The sequence below is a fragment of the Myxococcus sp. AM009 genome (assembly GCF_013372605.1).
Classification (GTDB): domain Bacteria; phylum Myxococcota; class Myxococcia; order Myxococcales; family Myxococcaceae; genus Myxococcus; species Myxococcus vastator.
This window is the reverse complement of the sequence record NZ_JABXEP010000032.1, coordinates 1-14,658: the sequence shown is the minus strand read 5'-3', so window position 1 is coordinate 14,658 and position 14,658 is coordinate 1. Positions and strand designations below refer to the sequence as shown.

11 protein-coding genes are annotated in these 14,658 nt (G+C 69.6%); 9 read left to right on the top strand and 2 right to left on the bottom strand.

Annotated features, from left to right (window positions below; all coding sequences use genetic code 11):
* The first annotated feature begins 8 nt into the window (after nucleotides 1-8).
* The 5 genes from treY (at nucleotide 9) to hemH (ending at nucleotide 7,811) form a co-directional block, all read left to right on the top strand.
* Nucleotides 9-3,050, top strand: a complete 3,042-nt coding sequence (gene treY / locus HV824_RS10895; protein ID WP_255207936.1) for a malto-oligosyltrehalose synthase — start codon at nucleotides 9-11, stop codon at nucleotides 3,048-3,050.
* Entirely contained in the window at nucleotides 3,047-5,188 is a 2,142-nt protein-coding gene (gene glgX, locus HV824_RS10890; protein WP_176423218.1) for a glycogen debranching protein GlgX, read from the top strand. Before treY ends, glgX begins: the two co-directional genes overlap by 4 nt.
* Before the next feature lie 128 nt (nucleotides 5,189-5,316).
* Nucleotides 5,317-6,267, top strand: a complete 951-nt coding sequence (locus HV824_RS10885) for a TerC family protein (protein WP_176416406.1) — start codon at nucleotides 5,317-5,319, stop codon at nucleotides 6,265-6,267.
* Between the two features lie 69 nt (nucleotides 6,268-6,336).
* Nucleotides 6,337-6,723, top strand: coding sequence for a Co2+/Mg2+ efflux protein ApaG (gene apaG / locus HV824_RS10880; RefSeq protein WP_176416407.1), 387 nt, complete (start codon nucleotides 6,337-6,339; stop codon nucleotides 6,721-6,723).
* The gene (gene hemH, locus HV824_RS10875) at nucleotides 6,723-7,811 is read left to right on the top strand and encodes a ferrochelatase (protein ID WP_176423217.1); all 1,089 of its coding nucleotides are present in this window, start codon (nucleotides 6,723-6,725) and stop codon (nucleotides 7,809-7,811) included. The genes apaG and hemH overlap by 1 nt, the downstream gene beginning before the upstream one ends.
* On the opposite strand, the gene HV824_RS10870 is transcribed toward hemH, so the two are convergent.
* On the bottom strand, nucleotides 7,762-8,772 hold the full coding sequence (locus tag HV824_RS10870; protein WP_176423216.1) for a hypothetical protein: 1,011 nt from the start codon (nucleotides 8,770-8,772) through the stop codon (nucleotides 7,762-7,764). The genes hemH and HV824_RS10870 overlap by 50 nt on opposite strands.
* 249 nt (nucleotides 8,773-9,021) lie before the next feature.
* Here HV824_RS10870 and HV824_RS10865 point away from each other — a divergent pair, with 249 nt between their 5' ends.
* Entirely contained in the window at nucleotides 9,022-12,567 is a 3,546-nt protein-coding gene (locus HV824_RS10865; protein ID WP_176416410.1) for a DEAD/DEAH box helicase, read from the top strand.
* 111 nt (nucleotides 12,568-12,678) lie between these two features.
* Here HV824_RS10865 and HV824_RS10860 read toward each other — a convergent pair whose 3' ends face one another.
* Nucleotides 12,679-13,341 carry a hypothetical protein gene (locus HV824_RS10860; RefSeq protein ID WP_176423215.1) on the bottom strand — a complete coding sequence of 221 codons (663 nt, stop codon included), beginning with the start codon at nucleotides 13,339-13,341 and terminating at the stop codon, nucleotides 12,679-12,681.
* A 90-nt stretch (nucleotides 13,342-13,431) separates the two neighbouring features.
* Between HV824_RS10860 and HV824_RS10855 the strand changes: the two genes are divergently transcribed.
* From HV824_RS10855 to HV824_RS10845, 3 genes are all read left to right on the top strand, one after another.
* A complete protein-coding gene (locus tag HV824_RS10855; protein ID WP_368738045.1) occupies nucleotides 13,432-13,845 on the top strand; it encodes a hypothetical protein in 414 nt (137 codons plus the stop codon).
* A gap of 29 nt (nucleotides 13,846-13,874) precedes the next feature.
* Nucleotides 13,875-14,195 (top strand): IS66 family insertion sequence element accessory protein TnpB, encoded by a 321-nt coding sequence (gene tnpB / locus HV824_RS10850; RefSeq protein ID WP_161604904.1) that lies wholly within the window; start codon nucleotides 13,875-13,877, stop codon nucleotides 14,193-14,195.
* Between the two features lie 84 nt (nucleotides 14,196-14,279).
* The coding region (locus HV824_RS10845; protein ID WP_176423214.1) for a hypothetical protein at nucleotides 14,280-14,658 on the top strand (379 nt) is incomplete at its 3' end.

Below are 14,658 nucleotides of genomic sequence, written 5' to 3'. Positions count from 1 at the left end.
GCGCCACGATGACGGCGGAGTCCCTGGCCGAAGGGCTCTACGCCCGCGTCCAGGCGGAGCTGGATTCGCGTCCGCACACGCCCCTGTCCACGTACCGCGTGCAGCTCCACCAGGGCTTCACCTTCGAGGACGCGCGGCAGGTGGTGCCGTACCTGGCCCGCCTTGGGGTGAGTGACCTCTATGCCTCCCCCTACCTGAAGGCCACGCCCGGGAGCACGCACGGCTACGACTGCGTGGACCACCAACAATTGAACCCCGAGGTCGGAACGCCCGAAGCGCACGCGGCGCTCTGCGCGGCGCTGCGTGCGCGGGGCATGGGGCAGGTGCTGGACGTGGTGCCCAATCACATGGGCATCGAGCGGGACAACCGCCTGTGGTTCGACGTGCTGGAGAACGGCCCGTCCTCCGTCTACGCGAAGTTCTTCGACATCGACTGGGCGCCGGTGAAGGAGGAGCTGCGCGACAGGGTGCTGCTGCCGATTCTGGGGGACCAGTACGGCATCGTCCTGGAGCGCGGGGAGCTGAAGCTGTCCTTCCGCGAGGGCGCCTTCTTCCTTCATTACTACGAGCACCTGCTGCCGGTGGCGCCGCGTCAGTACGCCCGCATCCTGCGCCATGGCCTGGAGCGGCTGGAGTCGCGGCTGGGGGGGGAGCACCCCGGCATGCAGGAGTTCCTGTCCATCCTCACCGCCATCGACTACCTGCCCTCGCGCACGGAGGTGGAGCGGCCGAAGGTGGTGGAGCGCCACCGGGAGAAGGAGGTCATCAAGCGCCGGCTGGCCGCGGTGACGGCGGAGTTCCCGGAGATGCTGGCCTACATCGAGGACAACGTCCGCGTCTTCAATGGCGAGCCGGGCAACCCGCGCTCGTATGACTTGCTGGACTCGGTGCTGACGGCGTGCAGCTACCGGCTGGCGCACTGGCGGGTGGCGGGCGAGGAGATCAACTACCGGCGCTTCTTCGACATCAACGGCCTGGCCGCGCTGCGCGAGGAGGACCCGGACGTCTTCCAGGAGGCGCACGCGCTCATCTTCCGCTGGCTGCGCGAGGGGCTCGTCACGGGGCTGCGCATCGACCACCCGGATGGCCTCTTCGACCCGACCGCCTACTTCCTGGACCTGCAGGAGGCGTACTTCGTGGAGCGGGCCCACGCGCTGTTCCTCCAGACGCATGCGGAGGATGACACGCGCTGGCCGGCGGTGGAGTCCAGCTTGCGCGAGCGTTGGCGCGCGGAGGTGACGCAGCAGCCGGACAGCCCGCTGCGCAAGGCGCTGTACGTGGTGGTGGAGAAGATTCAGGGCGGCCGTGAGCGCATGCCCGAATCCTGGGCCGTGCACGGCACCACGGGCTACCGCTACGCCAACGCGGTGAGCGGCCTGTTCGTCCAGCCGGACGCGGAGAAGGCGCTGACGGAGACGTACGAGCGCTTCGTGGGAGGGCAGGCGGACTTCGCCGAGCTCGTCTACCAGAAGAAGCTGCTCATCATGCGCGTGTCCATGGCCAGCGAAATCAACGTGCTGGCGCACGAGCTCAACCGCATCTCGGAGATGAACCGGCGCACGCGCGACTTCACGCTCAACTCGCTGCGGCGGGCCCTGGTGGAGTTCATCGCCCTGTTCCCCGTGTACCGCACCTACGTGGACGGCTGGCGCCCGGAGCTGGACGGGCGGGACGTGCAGTACATCGAGTGGACCATCCAGCGCGCCAAGGTGCGCAACGCCACCACCAACGCGTCCATCTTCGACTTCCTGCGCGACGTCCTCCTGCGCCGCTACCCGGAGCACACCGACGCGCGCGAGCGGGCGGACATGCTGCGCTTCGCCATGAAGCTGCAGCAGGTGACGGGGCCCGTCATGGCCAAGGGCCTGGAGGACACCGTCTTCTACATCTACAACCGGCTGGTGAGCCTCAACGAGGTGGGCGGCGAGCCGGAGCGCTTCGGCGTCCACGCCAACACCTTCCACCTGCGCAACCAGGAGCGCGCGGAGCGGTGGCCGGCCAGCCAGCTCACCTCCAGCACCCATGACACCAAGCGCAGCGAGGACGTGCGCGCGCGCATCAACGTGCTGACCGAGCTTCCGGAGGAGTGGCGAAAGCGGGTGAGGAAGTGGGCCCGCCAGACGGAGAAGGCGGTGTCCCAGCTGCCGTCCGGCCCGGCGCCCACGGCCAATGACATGTACCTCTTCTTCCAGACGGTGGTGGGGGCGTGGCCCATGGGCGACGCCCACTCCGCGGAGGCGCTGGCGGACTTCCAGCGCCGGGTGCGCGAGTACATGGGCAAGGCCATCAAGGAGGCCAAGGTCCGCACCTCGTGGACCAACCCCGACAGCGCCTATGACGACGCGGTGGCGCGCTACGTGGACGCCTGCTTCGACCCGAAGGTGACGGGCACCTTCCTGGCGGACGCGCGGGACTTCAAGCGCTCCATCGAGCGCGCGGGCCAGCACAACGCGCTGGGGCAGCTGCTGCTGAAGCTGGCCTCGCCCGGGGTGGTGGACACCTACCAGGGCTGCGAGCTGTGGGACTTGTCGCTGGTGGACCCGGACAACCGGCGGCCGGTGGACTTCGCGCTGCGCGCGCGGCTGCTGGAGGCGCTGGACGCCGAGGCGGAGCGGGACCGGGCCGCGCTGAGCGGGCGGCTGGCGGCGAACCTCGAGGACGGTCAGGTGAAGCTCTACGTCCTGACGGAGGCCCTGCGGCTGCGCCAGCGGCAGGCGGCCCTCTTCCGGGAGGGCGGCTACCGGGCGCTCGAGCTGACCGGCGCCCGGGCGAAGGCGGCGGTGGGCTTCGCCCGCGAGCACGGCGACGCGGTGGTGGTGGCCTGCGCGCCGCGTTACACCCTGTCCGCCCTGCAGGCCCCCGAAGGGCTGGCGGGCGCTTACGGCAGCACGTTCCTGGACCTTCCGGAGGCATATGCGGGCATGATGTTCCGCGAAGTGTTCACCGGACGTCAGGTGCGCCCCGAGCGTGGACCGGGGGGCGCGGTGCTGCCCCTGGGGCCGCTCCTGGCGGCATTCCCGGTGATTCTGCTGGAGAGGAGCGCCGGATGAGGAGGGCCGAGGTGCTTCCAGGGAAGCCGTATCCCCTGGGCGCCACGTTCGATGGGCACGGGGTCAACTTCGCCGTATTCAGTGAGCACGCCAAGAGGGTCGAGGTCTGTCTCTTCGACCCGGAGGACCCCGCGAAGGAGACGCGCCGCTTTCCCCTGCTGGAGAACACCCACCAGGTGTGGCACGGCTACGTGCCTGGAGTGGCCGCCGGGGCCCTCTACGGGCTGCGCGTGCACGGGCCCTACGAGCCGAAGAAGGGGCTGCGCTTCAACCCCCACAAGCTGCTGGTGGACCCATATGCCCGGGCCATCCACGGCCAGGTGGACTACGAGGCCCCCATCTACGCCTACACGCCGGGCGCCAAGGAGGACGACCTCGCGCTCGACACGCGCGATGACGCGGCCGCCGTGCCCAAGGGCGTGGTGCTGGGCGCGGACACCTTCGACTGGGAGGGGGACGCTCCGCCCCGCGTGCCGTGGCACGACACGCTCATCTACGAAGTCCACGTGAAGGGCTTCACCAGGCTGCACCCGCGCGTCCCGGAGGCGCAGCGGGGCACCTACGCGGGGCTGGCCCACCCGGCCAGCATCGAACACCTGAAGAAGGTGGGCGTCACCGCGGTGGAACTGCTGCCCATCCAGCACATCGTCGACGAGCCCTTCCTCATCCAGCGCGAGAAGGTCAATTACTGGGGCTACAACACCCTGGGGTACTTCGCGCCGGACGCGCGCTACAGCGGCTCGGGGTCGCTGGGCGGGCAGGTGGACGAGTTCAAGCACATGGTGAAGCAGCTGCACCGCGCTGGCATCGAGGTGCTGCTCGACGTCGTCTACAACCACACCTGCGAAGGCAACCACCTGGGCCCCACGCTGTCCTTCAAGGGCGTGGACAACGTGGCGTATTACCGGCTCACGGAGAAGGACCCGCGCTACTACCTGGACTTCACCGGGTGCGGGAACTCGTGGAACGCCACGCACCCGTACGCGCTGAAGCTCATCGCCGACTCCCTGCGCTACTGGGTGGAGGAGCTGCACGTGGACGGGTTCCGCTTCGACCTGGCCACCACGCTGGGGAGGGACCGGCACGGCTACGACACCCGCGCCGCCTTCTTCCAAATCATCCACCAGGACCCGGTGCTCAGCCGGGTGAAGCTCATCTCCGAGCCCTGGGACGTGGGCGACTTCGGCTACCAGGTGGGCAACTTCCCGGTGCTGTGGAGCGAGTGGAACGGCAAGTACCGCGACACCATCCGCCGCTACTGGAAGGGCGATGACCGGCAGGCGGCGGAGATTGGCTACCGCCTCACCGGCAGCTCGGACCTGTTCTCGCTGTCCGGCCGCAAGCCCGCCGCGAGCGTGAACTTCGTCACCGCGCACGACGGCTTCACGCTGCACGACCTCGTCACGTACAACGACAAGCACAACGAGGCGAACGGCGAGGAGAACCGCGACGGCGCCAACGACAACCACTCCTGGAACTGCGGGGTGGAGGGCGAGACGGCGGACCCGAAAATCAACGCCCTGCGCGAACAGCAGAAGCGCAACTTCCTGGCCACGCTCTTCCTGTCCCAGGGCGTGCCCATGCTGGTGGCCGGCGACGAGATGGGCCGCACGCAGAAGGGCAACAACAACGCCTACTGCCAGGACAACGCGCTGTCGTGGGTGGACTGGGAGCTGAATGACACGCAGCGCGCGCTGCTGGACTTCACCTGCGCCCTGACGAAGCTGCGGCGCGAACAGCCGGTGCTGCACAAGCGGCGCTTCTTCCGCGGCGCCCATATGTGGGACAGCGAGCTGAAGGACCTGGCGTGGTTCCGGCCCGACGGCAAGGAGATGCGCAAGGACGACTGGGAGAAGCCCTACGTGCGCTCCCTGGGATTCCTGCTGGGCGGTGACGCCATCGCCGCGCCGGACGACGAAGGAAACCGGATTGTGGGGGACACCATCCTGGTGCTGATGAACGCCCACCACGAGCCCATCACCTTCATGCTGCCCGCCGTCGAATGGGGCGCGGACTGGGAGCTGGTGGTGGACACCGCGTTGGCGGGGGAGTCGCCGCGCACGCACACGCCGGCGGGGGGCACCGTGCAGGTGGCGGGCCGCTCCCTGGCGGTGCTGCGCCGCCCGGCCACGGAATAGCCCTCCGAGTGGCCGCGAGGGGCCCGCTGGACGAAAGCAGGAGGTCCAGCGGGTTGCACGCGGGGGTCGACGCCCGGGCATCCCGCCGGTAGGGTGCGCCCCGCCGTCCCCTGCAACAGGATTGCTCCGTGAACACGCAAGTCGCGCTCTGGGTGGGTTTCAACGTCTTCGTCCTCGCGATGCTCGCGATGGACCTCGGGCTGTTCCACCGCAAGGACCACGCGGTGACGCCGAAGGAGGCGGGCCTCTGGACGCTGGTGTGGATTACCCTCAGCCTGATTTTCTGCGCGGGCATCTGGCACTACCAGGGGCCCACCGTGGGGCTTCAGTGGTTGACGGCGTACGTGGTGGAGTACGCGCTCTCCGTCGACAACCTCTTCGTCTTCCTGATGGTGTTCAGCTACTTCCGGGTGGCGCCCGAGCACCAGCACCGGGTGCTCTTCTGGGGCATCCTGGGCGCCTTCGTCATGCGCGCCGGCCTCATCATCGCCGGCACGGCGCTGGTGAAGCAGTTCCACTGGCTCATCTACCTGTTCGGCGCGTTCCTCGTCTTCACCGCGGTGAAGATGCTGGTGTCCAAGGACGAGGAGATTGATCCGGAGCAGAAGGGCATCGTGAAGTTCGCGCGCCGGGTGCTGCCGGTGGCGCGGCTGGGGGACGGCAGCCGCTTCCGGGTGACGGAGGACGGCCGGCGCAAGTTCACGCCGCTGTTCATCGTGCTGCTGGTGGTGGAGGCCACGGACCTGCTCTTCGCGCTGGACTCCATCCCCGCGGTGCTGGGCATCAGCCAGGACGCCTTCATCATCTACACGTCCAACGTGTGTGCGATTCTGGGCCTGCGCTCGCTGTTCTTCGTCGTGTCCAGCTTGATGGACAAGTTCCACTTCCTGAAGGTGGGCCTGAGCGCGATTCTTGGCTTCGTGGGCGTGAAGATGCTCATCACCTTCTTCGACATCCACGTCCCCATCGGCATCTCCCTGGGCGTGATTGCCGGCATCCTGGTGGCGTCCATCATCGCCTCGCTGGTGTGGCCGAAGCAGCCGGAGCCCGGACAGGACCGCGAGAGCGCCAAGACGTAGGCGGGGCGCCGGGCCGCCAACCCGGCGTTTTCCTTGCAAGTGGCCGCCGTTACCGCCAAATCTGGGGGCATGTCCTCCAGCGCCACCACTGACGGCATCCGCATCACCGTGAAGCCCGCCTACTGGCCGGAGCGCAGCGCTCCAGAGTCCGGGCAGTTCGCCTTCATGTACACGGTGGAGATCGCCAACGAAGGCGATGCGCCGGCGCAGCTCAAGGCGCGGCATTGGGTCATCACCGATGCCACGGGCAAGGTGGAAGAGGTGAAGGGCGAGGGCGTGGTGGGCCGCCAGCCCCACCTGGGGCCTGGAGAGCGGTTCGAGTACACGAGCTGGGCCATGCTGCGCACGCCCTTCGGCACCATGCGCGGCACCTATGACATGGCGCGGCCGGACGGCACGCACTTCGAAGCGCGCATCGCCGAGTTCGCGCTCACCCTCCCCAACTCCCTGCACTGATGCCAACATCCACCTCGAAGCGAGGGCTGCTGCTCGTCAACCTGGGGACGCCGGATGCGCCTCAGGCGGGGCCGGTGCGTCGCTACCTGCGCGAGTTCCTCAGCGACCCGCGCGTCATCGACATCCACCCGCTGGGCCGCTGGGCGCTGCTCAACCTCATCATCCTCCCGGTGCGTCCGGCGAAGAGCGCGGAGGCGTACCGCAAAATCTGGATGAAGGAGGGCTCGCCGCTGCTGGTGCACAGCCAGGCGCTGGCGGCCCAGGTGGCCGAGCGGCTGGCGGGGGAGTACGAGGTGGCGCTGGCCATGCGGTATGGCTCGCCCTCCATCCCCGACGGCGTCGCGGCGCTCAAGGCGCGCGGCGTGTCGGAGTTCACCGTGCTGCCGCTGTACCCGCAGGAGGCCGCGTCCTCCACCGCGTCCTCGCTGGCGCGCACCTACGAGGTGCTGGCCCAGTCCTGGGACGTGCCCTTCGTGCGCGCGGTGCCGGCCTTCTTCGAGCACCCGGGCTTCCTGGACGCCTTCACCGCCGTGGCGCGGCCGGTGATTGACGACGCGCGCGCCGACTACGTCCTCTTCAGCTTCCACGGCCTGCCGGAGCGGCACATGCGCAAGAGCGACCCCACGGGGACGCACTGCCTGTCCACCGCCTCGTGCTGCGACGCCATGACGGACGCCAACCGCCACTGCTACCGCGCGCAGAGCTACGCGACGGCGCGGGGGCTGGCCCAGCGGCTGGGACTGCCGGCGGGCGGGTGGAGCGTGGCCTTCCAGTCCCGGCTGGGCCGCACGCCGTGGGTGAAGCCGTACACGGACGTGGTGTTGCCAGAGCTGGCGAAGCAGGGCGTGAAGCGCCTGGCGGTGATGTGCCCGGCCTTCGTGGCGGACTGCCTGGAGACGCTGGAGGAGATTGGCCTCCGCGCGCGGGAGCAGTTCCTGGAGGCGGGAGGGGAGTCGCTGACGCTGGTCCCCTCCCTCAACGCCCACCCGGCCTGGGTGGACGCCGTGGTGCGTATGGTGCGCGAGTCGGACGGCCCGCCTACTGCTGTGGCTGGGCCGTCGGAGTCGGCGCCGACTCCACCGCGGTGAGGCGCAGCTTCAGGGCGCCGGTGGGCACCTGGAGCGCGGCGGTGGGGAAGCCCCCCTTCGTCACCGAGGAGACGGTGCCTTCCCAGGAGCGCCACCGCCCGGCCTTCACCAGGAACTCGCCGCGGCCGGTGATGCGCACCTCGGCGCTGGAGCTGGACTCGGGCGTGGCCCGGGGCCGGGGGCGCTCGGAGTCGTCCGCCTCCGCGTCCTCCTCCGCGGCGCGCGCGGGCGAGGTGGGGGGCGCGTCCTTCGCGAGGACCGTGCCGGCCAGCTTCTCGGAGATGTCGTACTCCAGCGTGGCCACCTGCTCGCCCCCGTCGGCGGGCGTCAGGCTGGCGAGCTTCACGCGGTTGCTCCGCTCGGGCTGGCCGGCCTGGAACTGGGGCCCCAGCGCCTCCACGCGGATGAGCTCGGTGCCGAGCGACCACGCGTCACCGGGGCCGACTGGATCTCTGGGCAGCTCCAGCACCAGGGTGGCGGTGTTGCGGGTGGCGCCCTGCAGGCCGTCGAGCACGAAGCCTCGCTCGCTCAGCGTGGCCGTGTCCGCGTCGGCGTTGCCGCCCACGGGGACGACGCGGAGGCGGTAGTCACCCGAGTCGGTCCGCTCCATGAAGTAGGTGACGGGGCCGGGAAGGGCCGCGGCGACGGGCGCGGGCTTCTCCTTGCCCTTGCCCCTGGCGCTCTTGGGGCGCGTGTTCTCATCGGTGCTGGCGGACGCGCCGCCGGTGCGCTCGATGTCGAGCCGGTACGACGTGGGCGCGCCTTGGGCAATCTTCCACCGGAGGACCACCTTGGAGGGGTCCACGGGCGGCTCCGCGGCGGCAGCGGGGGCGGCCTCCGCGGGAGGCGGAGCGTCCTTCATCCCCGGCGGGCGGGGAATGGGCTCCATCTTCCCACGGGGCTCCTCCTTGCACGCGGTCAGTGACAGGGCGACGACCAGACCAAACACGCTTTGCTTCACGCGGGGACGCTCCTTGGCAGCCTTGGTGGGATATCGAAGCAGGCGAGGTCATTCAAGTACGTCACCCGGCCGCTTCGAGGATGACTGGGCGAGCGACACGTCGACCTGCGTCTTGACGCGTCCGGCGAAGTCTGGGCCCGGCTCGAAGTCTCTTGAGGAGCGGCGCCTTGCAGGGCGACCCGCCGTCTTGCGTCCTCGCGTCACGGGGCCGCTTGCGTTTCGTGCGTGCTTTGCGAAGAAGCGGGGGCCATGTCCGAGCCGCTCGAGAAGCCCGTGACTCCCTTGTTCGATACGAGCCGTGACGCGCTGGCGTGGCTGCGGGAGCAGGGGCTCGAGCACCTGTCGCGGCTGAGCCTGGCGGTGCTGATGCCGCTGGTGGAGGCGGCGTGGCTGCCCCAGGCGCGTCCCGTGCTCGCCCGCCGCAGGCTCGTGGAGCTGCTGAGCACGGACTTGCTGGCGCGTTGGTTGACGGAGGCGATGCCGGCACCCCGGATGAAGGAGCTGCTGCCCACGCTCGCCTGGCGCTTCGTGGAGGCGGAGCGGCTGGGCGCGGAGGCGTCACGGGCTTCGCTCGAGGAGCGGCTCGCGCCGCCCGCCGAGTCCCGCACGCACCGCGTCCATGGCCTGCTGCTGGCGCTGCGCGCGCGCGTTCCGATGTCCGTCGCGCCCCGGCCGATGCACGCGCTGGTGCCGGACTTGATGCAGTTCGACGCGCCGCTCCCGGGCTTCCGGCTCCGTGAGACGCGCATCTCCGAGTTGCCGGTGGGGGCGCAGGCGGGCTTCATCCTCCCCGAGGCCCGGCTGATTTTCGCGCCCACCGAGGTGACGGGGGACTGCTCCTGTGGCGCGACGTTCTGCGTCCACCTGCTGGCGGCCATCGACACGGCGCTGCTGTGGCTGCGGCAGCCGTGGACGGAGACGTTTGGCGAGGAGTTGGAGGAGCTGGTCCGTCCCGGCTGGGAGCGCGCGCTGCGGGCGCTGGAGCGGGCCGTCGACGACAGTCCCGGTGGGCCCGGAGGTGGCGAGGTCTCCTGGCGGCTGGACGTCATCAACGGGTACGGCGTGGAGCTCGCGGCCTACGTACACAAGCGCAACAAGAAGGGCCAGCGCAGCACGGGCGCGAAGGTGAGCCGGCGCAAGCTGCTGCAGGACCATGGCTCGCAGTTGTCGGCGGCGGACGCGCGCCTGGCGGCGTTGCTGCCGGAGTCGGAGGCCCCCGCGTCGCGCGCGCTGCTCTTCGAGTTGGTGGGGCATCCCCGCATCCACCTGGATGAGAACCCGGACCTGCTGGTGCGCATCGAGCGCGCGAAGGTCGGGCTCGTCGCCGAGGACCGGGACGGCGTGGTCATCGTGAGCGCGGGCGTGGATGGCGCGATGCTGCCCACGGCGATGCTGGAGCGGGTGCGCAGGGCGCAGCCGGAGGAGGGGCTCTACGTCTGGGATGACAGCCAGCGGGTGCTCACGGTGTTGGACGCGGGGCCCGAGGTCCGCGCCCTGATGACGGCGCTGAACCGCCACGGCAATGCGTTTCCGCCGGAGAGCCACGTCGCGCTGCTGGACCAGTTGTCGAAGCTGTCCTTGCGCGTGCCGGTGGCGCTGCCTCGGAGCGTCCTGGGGGAGTCGGTGCCGCTGCGCTACGCGCCCGTGGTGCGCATGGAGGCGCATGCGAGCGGGGCGGTCCGTGTGGAGCTGCGCACGCGCCCGTTGCCGGACAGCCCCGCGTTCATTCCGGGCGAGGGGGCGCGCGACGTCCACCTCCGGCGGGGGACGGGGGCCGTGCACGCGGTGCGTGACTTCGTTCAGGAGCGCGACGCGGCGGAGCTGCTTCAGGCCCGGTTGCCGCTCGACACTGCGGAGCCCGAGGAGCTGCCCTTCACCTTCCGCTTCACCAGCGCGCAGGGCGGCCTCGCGGTGCTCTCGGCCTGCGTGGAGCTGGAGCCGAAGCCGGAGCTGGAGTGGGTGGGGGCGCCGGTGCGGCTGTTCCATGCCGCCGCGCCTCCGGCGCTGAAGGTCATCCTGGAGCGGAAGCGGGACTGGTTTGGCGTGCTGGGTGGGCTCGCGGTGGAGGGCGAGCGGGTGGAGCTGGCGCGGCTGCTCGATGCGGCGCGGCGGAAGGAGCGCTTCGTCCAGGTGGACGCGACGTCCTATGTGGAGATTGAAGGGGCGCTGCGGGAGCACCTGGAGCGGCTGGCGGACCACGCGCATGCCACGCGCCATGGCCTGGAGGTGGGGCCTTCCGCGGTGGAGACGCTCACGGCGCTCCAGGACGCGGGCGCCGAGGTGGAGGCGGACAAGACGTGGCAGTCGCTGGTGGAGCGCATCTTCGCGGCGAAGGAGCTGAGGCCGCGGGTGCCCACGGGGTTGAAGACGGCGCTGCGGGACTACCAGTTGGAGGGCTTCCGCTGGCTGACGCGGCTGGCGTCGTGGGGCGCGGGTGGAGTGCTCGCGGATGACATGGGGTTGGGCAAGACGGTGCAGGCGCTGACGGTGCTCCTGGACCGGAGCAAGCTGGGGCCCGCGCTGGTGCTGGCGCCGACGTCGGTGGCCTTCAACTGGGTGGACGAGGCGAAGCGCTTCGCGCCGTCGCTGCGGATGACGCTGTTCTCGGAGGCGACGGACCGTGGGCGGACGTTGGAGCGGCTGGGGCCCAAGGACGTGCTGGTGCTGAGCTATGGCCTGCTCACGCGGGACATCGAGCGGCTGTCGAAGCTGCGCTTCTCCACCATCATCTTCGACGAAGCGCAGACGTTGAAGAACGCGACGACGCACCGCTTCCGCGCGGCGCGGGCGCTCCAGGGGGACTTCAAGTTCGCGCTGTCGGGCACGCCGCTGGAGAACCACCTGGGCGAGCTGTGGAGCCTCTTCGCCGTCGTCTTCTCAGGGCTGCTCGGGAGCTGGGAGGCGTTTCGCTCGCGCTTCGCCGCGCCGATTGAGCGAGGCGTGGACCCGACGGCCGCGCCCGCGCTGGCTCGGGTGCTCCAGCCCTTCCTGCTGCGCCGGACGAAGGCGCAGGTGGAGGCGCAGCTCCCGCCTCGGACGGACATCCGGGTGCCCATCGTCCTCTCGTCGGAGGAGTGGGCGCTCTACGAGGACGCGCGGCTGGCGGCGCTGTCTGATTTGGAGACGCGCAAGCCGAAGATGAAGGAGCAGGAGCGGCGCATCGAGGTTCTGGCGGCGCTCACGCGGCTGCGGCTCCTGTCCTCACATCCGCGGCTGTATGACGCGGGGTCGAAGCTGGAGTCGGCCAAGCTGGAGCGGTTCATGGAGCTTGTGCGGGAGCTCCGCGCGGAGGGGCATCGCGCGCTGGTGTTCAGCCAGTTCACCTCCCACCTGGCGCTGGTGCGCGAGGTGCTGGACGCGGAGGGGATTGATTACGAATACCTGGATGGACAGACGCCCGCGGGGGCTCGGGCGGAGCGGGTGCGCGCGTTCCAGGAGGGAGACGTGCCGCTGTTCCTGATTTCGCTCAAGGCCGGTGGCTTCGGGCTGAATCTCACGGCGGCGACCACGGTGATTCACCTGGACCCGTGGTGGAACCCCGCCGTGGAGGACCAGGCCTCCGACCGCGCGCACCGGATTGGGCAGGAGCGGCCGGTGACGGTGTACCGCCTGGTGACGCGGGGGACCATCGAGGAGCAGATGCTGTCGCTGCACGAGCACAAGCGCGCGTTGGTAGCGGGGGTGCTGGAAGGGAAGGACGCGGCGGGACGGCTGTCGACGCAGGAGTTGCTGGGGCTGCTGTCCCAGCGGCTGGCTTCGCCTGGGGAGGAGGAGGGGCCTCGGACGAGGCACTGAGCCTGGGGAACGGGAAGTCAAACCATCGCGGAACAATGACAGCGCAGCTCCTTCGCGCCTCCCGGTGTCACGAATGCGGTACACCGGGGGCTCCGCTTGGGTCTGAAAAGGTTACTTCGGGGCGGGAACGTATTGGGGATGCCCGGAAAGCGCTGTCATTGATAGGCCATTGACCGTGTCCGGGTCCGGACGCGAATGGGACCGCTCAATCATATAAATCCCGAACGCCCCAAACTGTGGGTGCGCGTAGATCGTTCCGTCTTCGTTTGCCCCCGTGCCCGAGTCATCCCAGCTCGCAGCAGGTAGCTCCACCTGGACGAAGAAACTGCTGTCTATCAACTGGCACAGCTGCACGGCATCCGGCTGGGTAGCGTCGTCATCGTTGGCACTATAGGAACCGATGCCCCCTGGAACCGTGCTGCCATCCTTCTTGATCAGCAGCGGCCAGAATCCCGCATAGTCCTGTGACTGGCCCGAGCCGTGATCATTATAGACCTGCTGGAAGGTATCCGGAGGCTTCAAGGGCGAAGCGCCTGCCGCGACGTAGATGACATAGTCTGGCGGTGTCATCGGCTGGGGATAGAAATCCGAGACCATGGCCAGGTCGCTGAGCGGGACGTAGTTGGAGGGAACGCCCGGAGGCAGCGCCTGGCATTTGAAGATGTACACCGTGTTCTGGTACTTGCTGGAGCGAGCGCTCCAGGTGCATGGGGTCGAATTGGCGTCGTAGGGGACGAAGAGCATCATGTACGGCGGATGCACGATTTCGCTCATCTTCTGTGTCCTTCCGGCAGACGTGCGTGAAGGGCCCTGGTGCCCCCCGGTACCGTCCTCGGCCCATTGGAGTGGACCGGGAGAGACACGGTGGCGAGAGGCAGTATCGCAGCGGAGGAGTTGGAGGCGTTGCGCGGGCGTGTGCAGCAGTGGCGGCTGACGCGTACCCAGCAGGGACGGATGCCAGAGGCGCTGTGGAGGGCGGCGGTTTCGGCGGCGCAGCGCTACGGGGTGTCCCATGTCGCGCGCGCGTTGGGGGTGGGCTATGCCGCGCTGAAGGCCCGGACGTCGGCGGCGCCCCCGCCGAGGCGTCAGGCGGGCGCGGCGGCCAGGCCGGACGGCTTCGTCGAGGTGAGCGCCGCGCAACTGCTGGCACCCGTCCCCGCCTCCAGCCTCGTCATTGAGTACGTGGCCCGGGAGGGCGGACGGCTGACACTCACCGTGCCCGCTTCGTGCCAGGGCTTCGACGTGCTGGCCCTGGTGGCCGCGCTGCGGGGCCCATGATTCAAATCACTCCTCAAATGAGAGTGCTGGTGGCCATTGAGCCGGTGGATTTCCGCCGGGGCGTTGATGGGCTGGCGCAGCAGTGCCGTGCGGCCCTCGCGGAAAACCCTTTCAGCGGAACGGTATTCGTCTTCCGCAACCGGCAGCGGACGGCGGTGAAGTTACTCGTCTACGACGGGCAGGGCTTCTGGCTGTGTCACAAGCGCCTTTCCCAGGGGCGGTTTCGCTGGTGGCCCACGGCGAGTGAGGCGGCTGCCCCGCTGCGCGCCCACGAGTTGCAGGTGCTGCTGTGCGCGGGCGACGCTTCGGCCACGCAGGCCGCCCCTGAGTGGCGCAAGGTGGGCACGTAGGCCGCGTCGCCCTCCAGGGGAGCGAGCCCGGACGCCCATGCCCTCTGGGCAGGCCTGCGCGCCAGGAACATGTTGTAGCGGGCAATGGGCAAGACGAAGCGCCAGCCAAGGCAGGTGGACCCGGCGCGGCTGGCAGTCATTGTCGAGCGGACGCGAGGGGCCCTCAGCCAGGAGGACTTCGCCACGCTGAAGGCCGCCATGGACACGCTGGCCTTCGTGACGGCGGAGCTGCAGGCGAAGGGGACGAGCGTGGAGCGGCTGCGCAGGCTTCTCTTCGGCGCCCCCACGGAGAAGACGGACGCGGTGCTGCGCAAGGCGGGGCAGCCGGCTGGGCGTGCCCAGCGTCAGGAGGAAAAGAAGGCCCCAGCCCCGGGGCACGGACGCACCGCGGCGGCGGCCTACACGGGCGCCAGCCGGGAGGAGGTGGCGCACGCCTCGCTGCACGGTGGGGACGTGTGCCAGG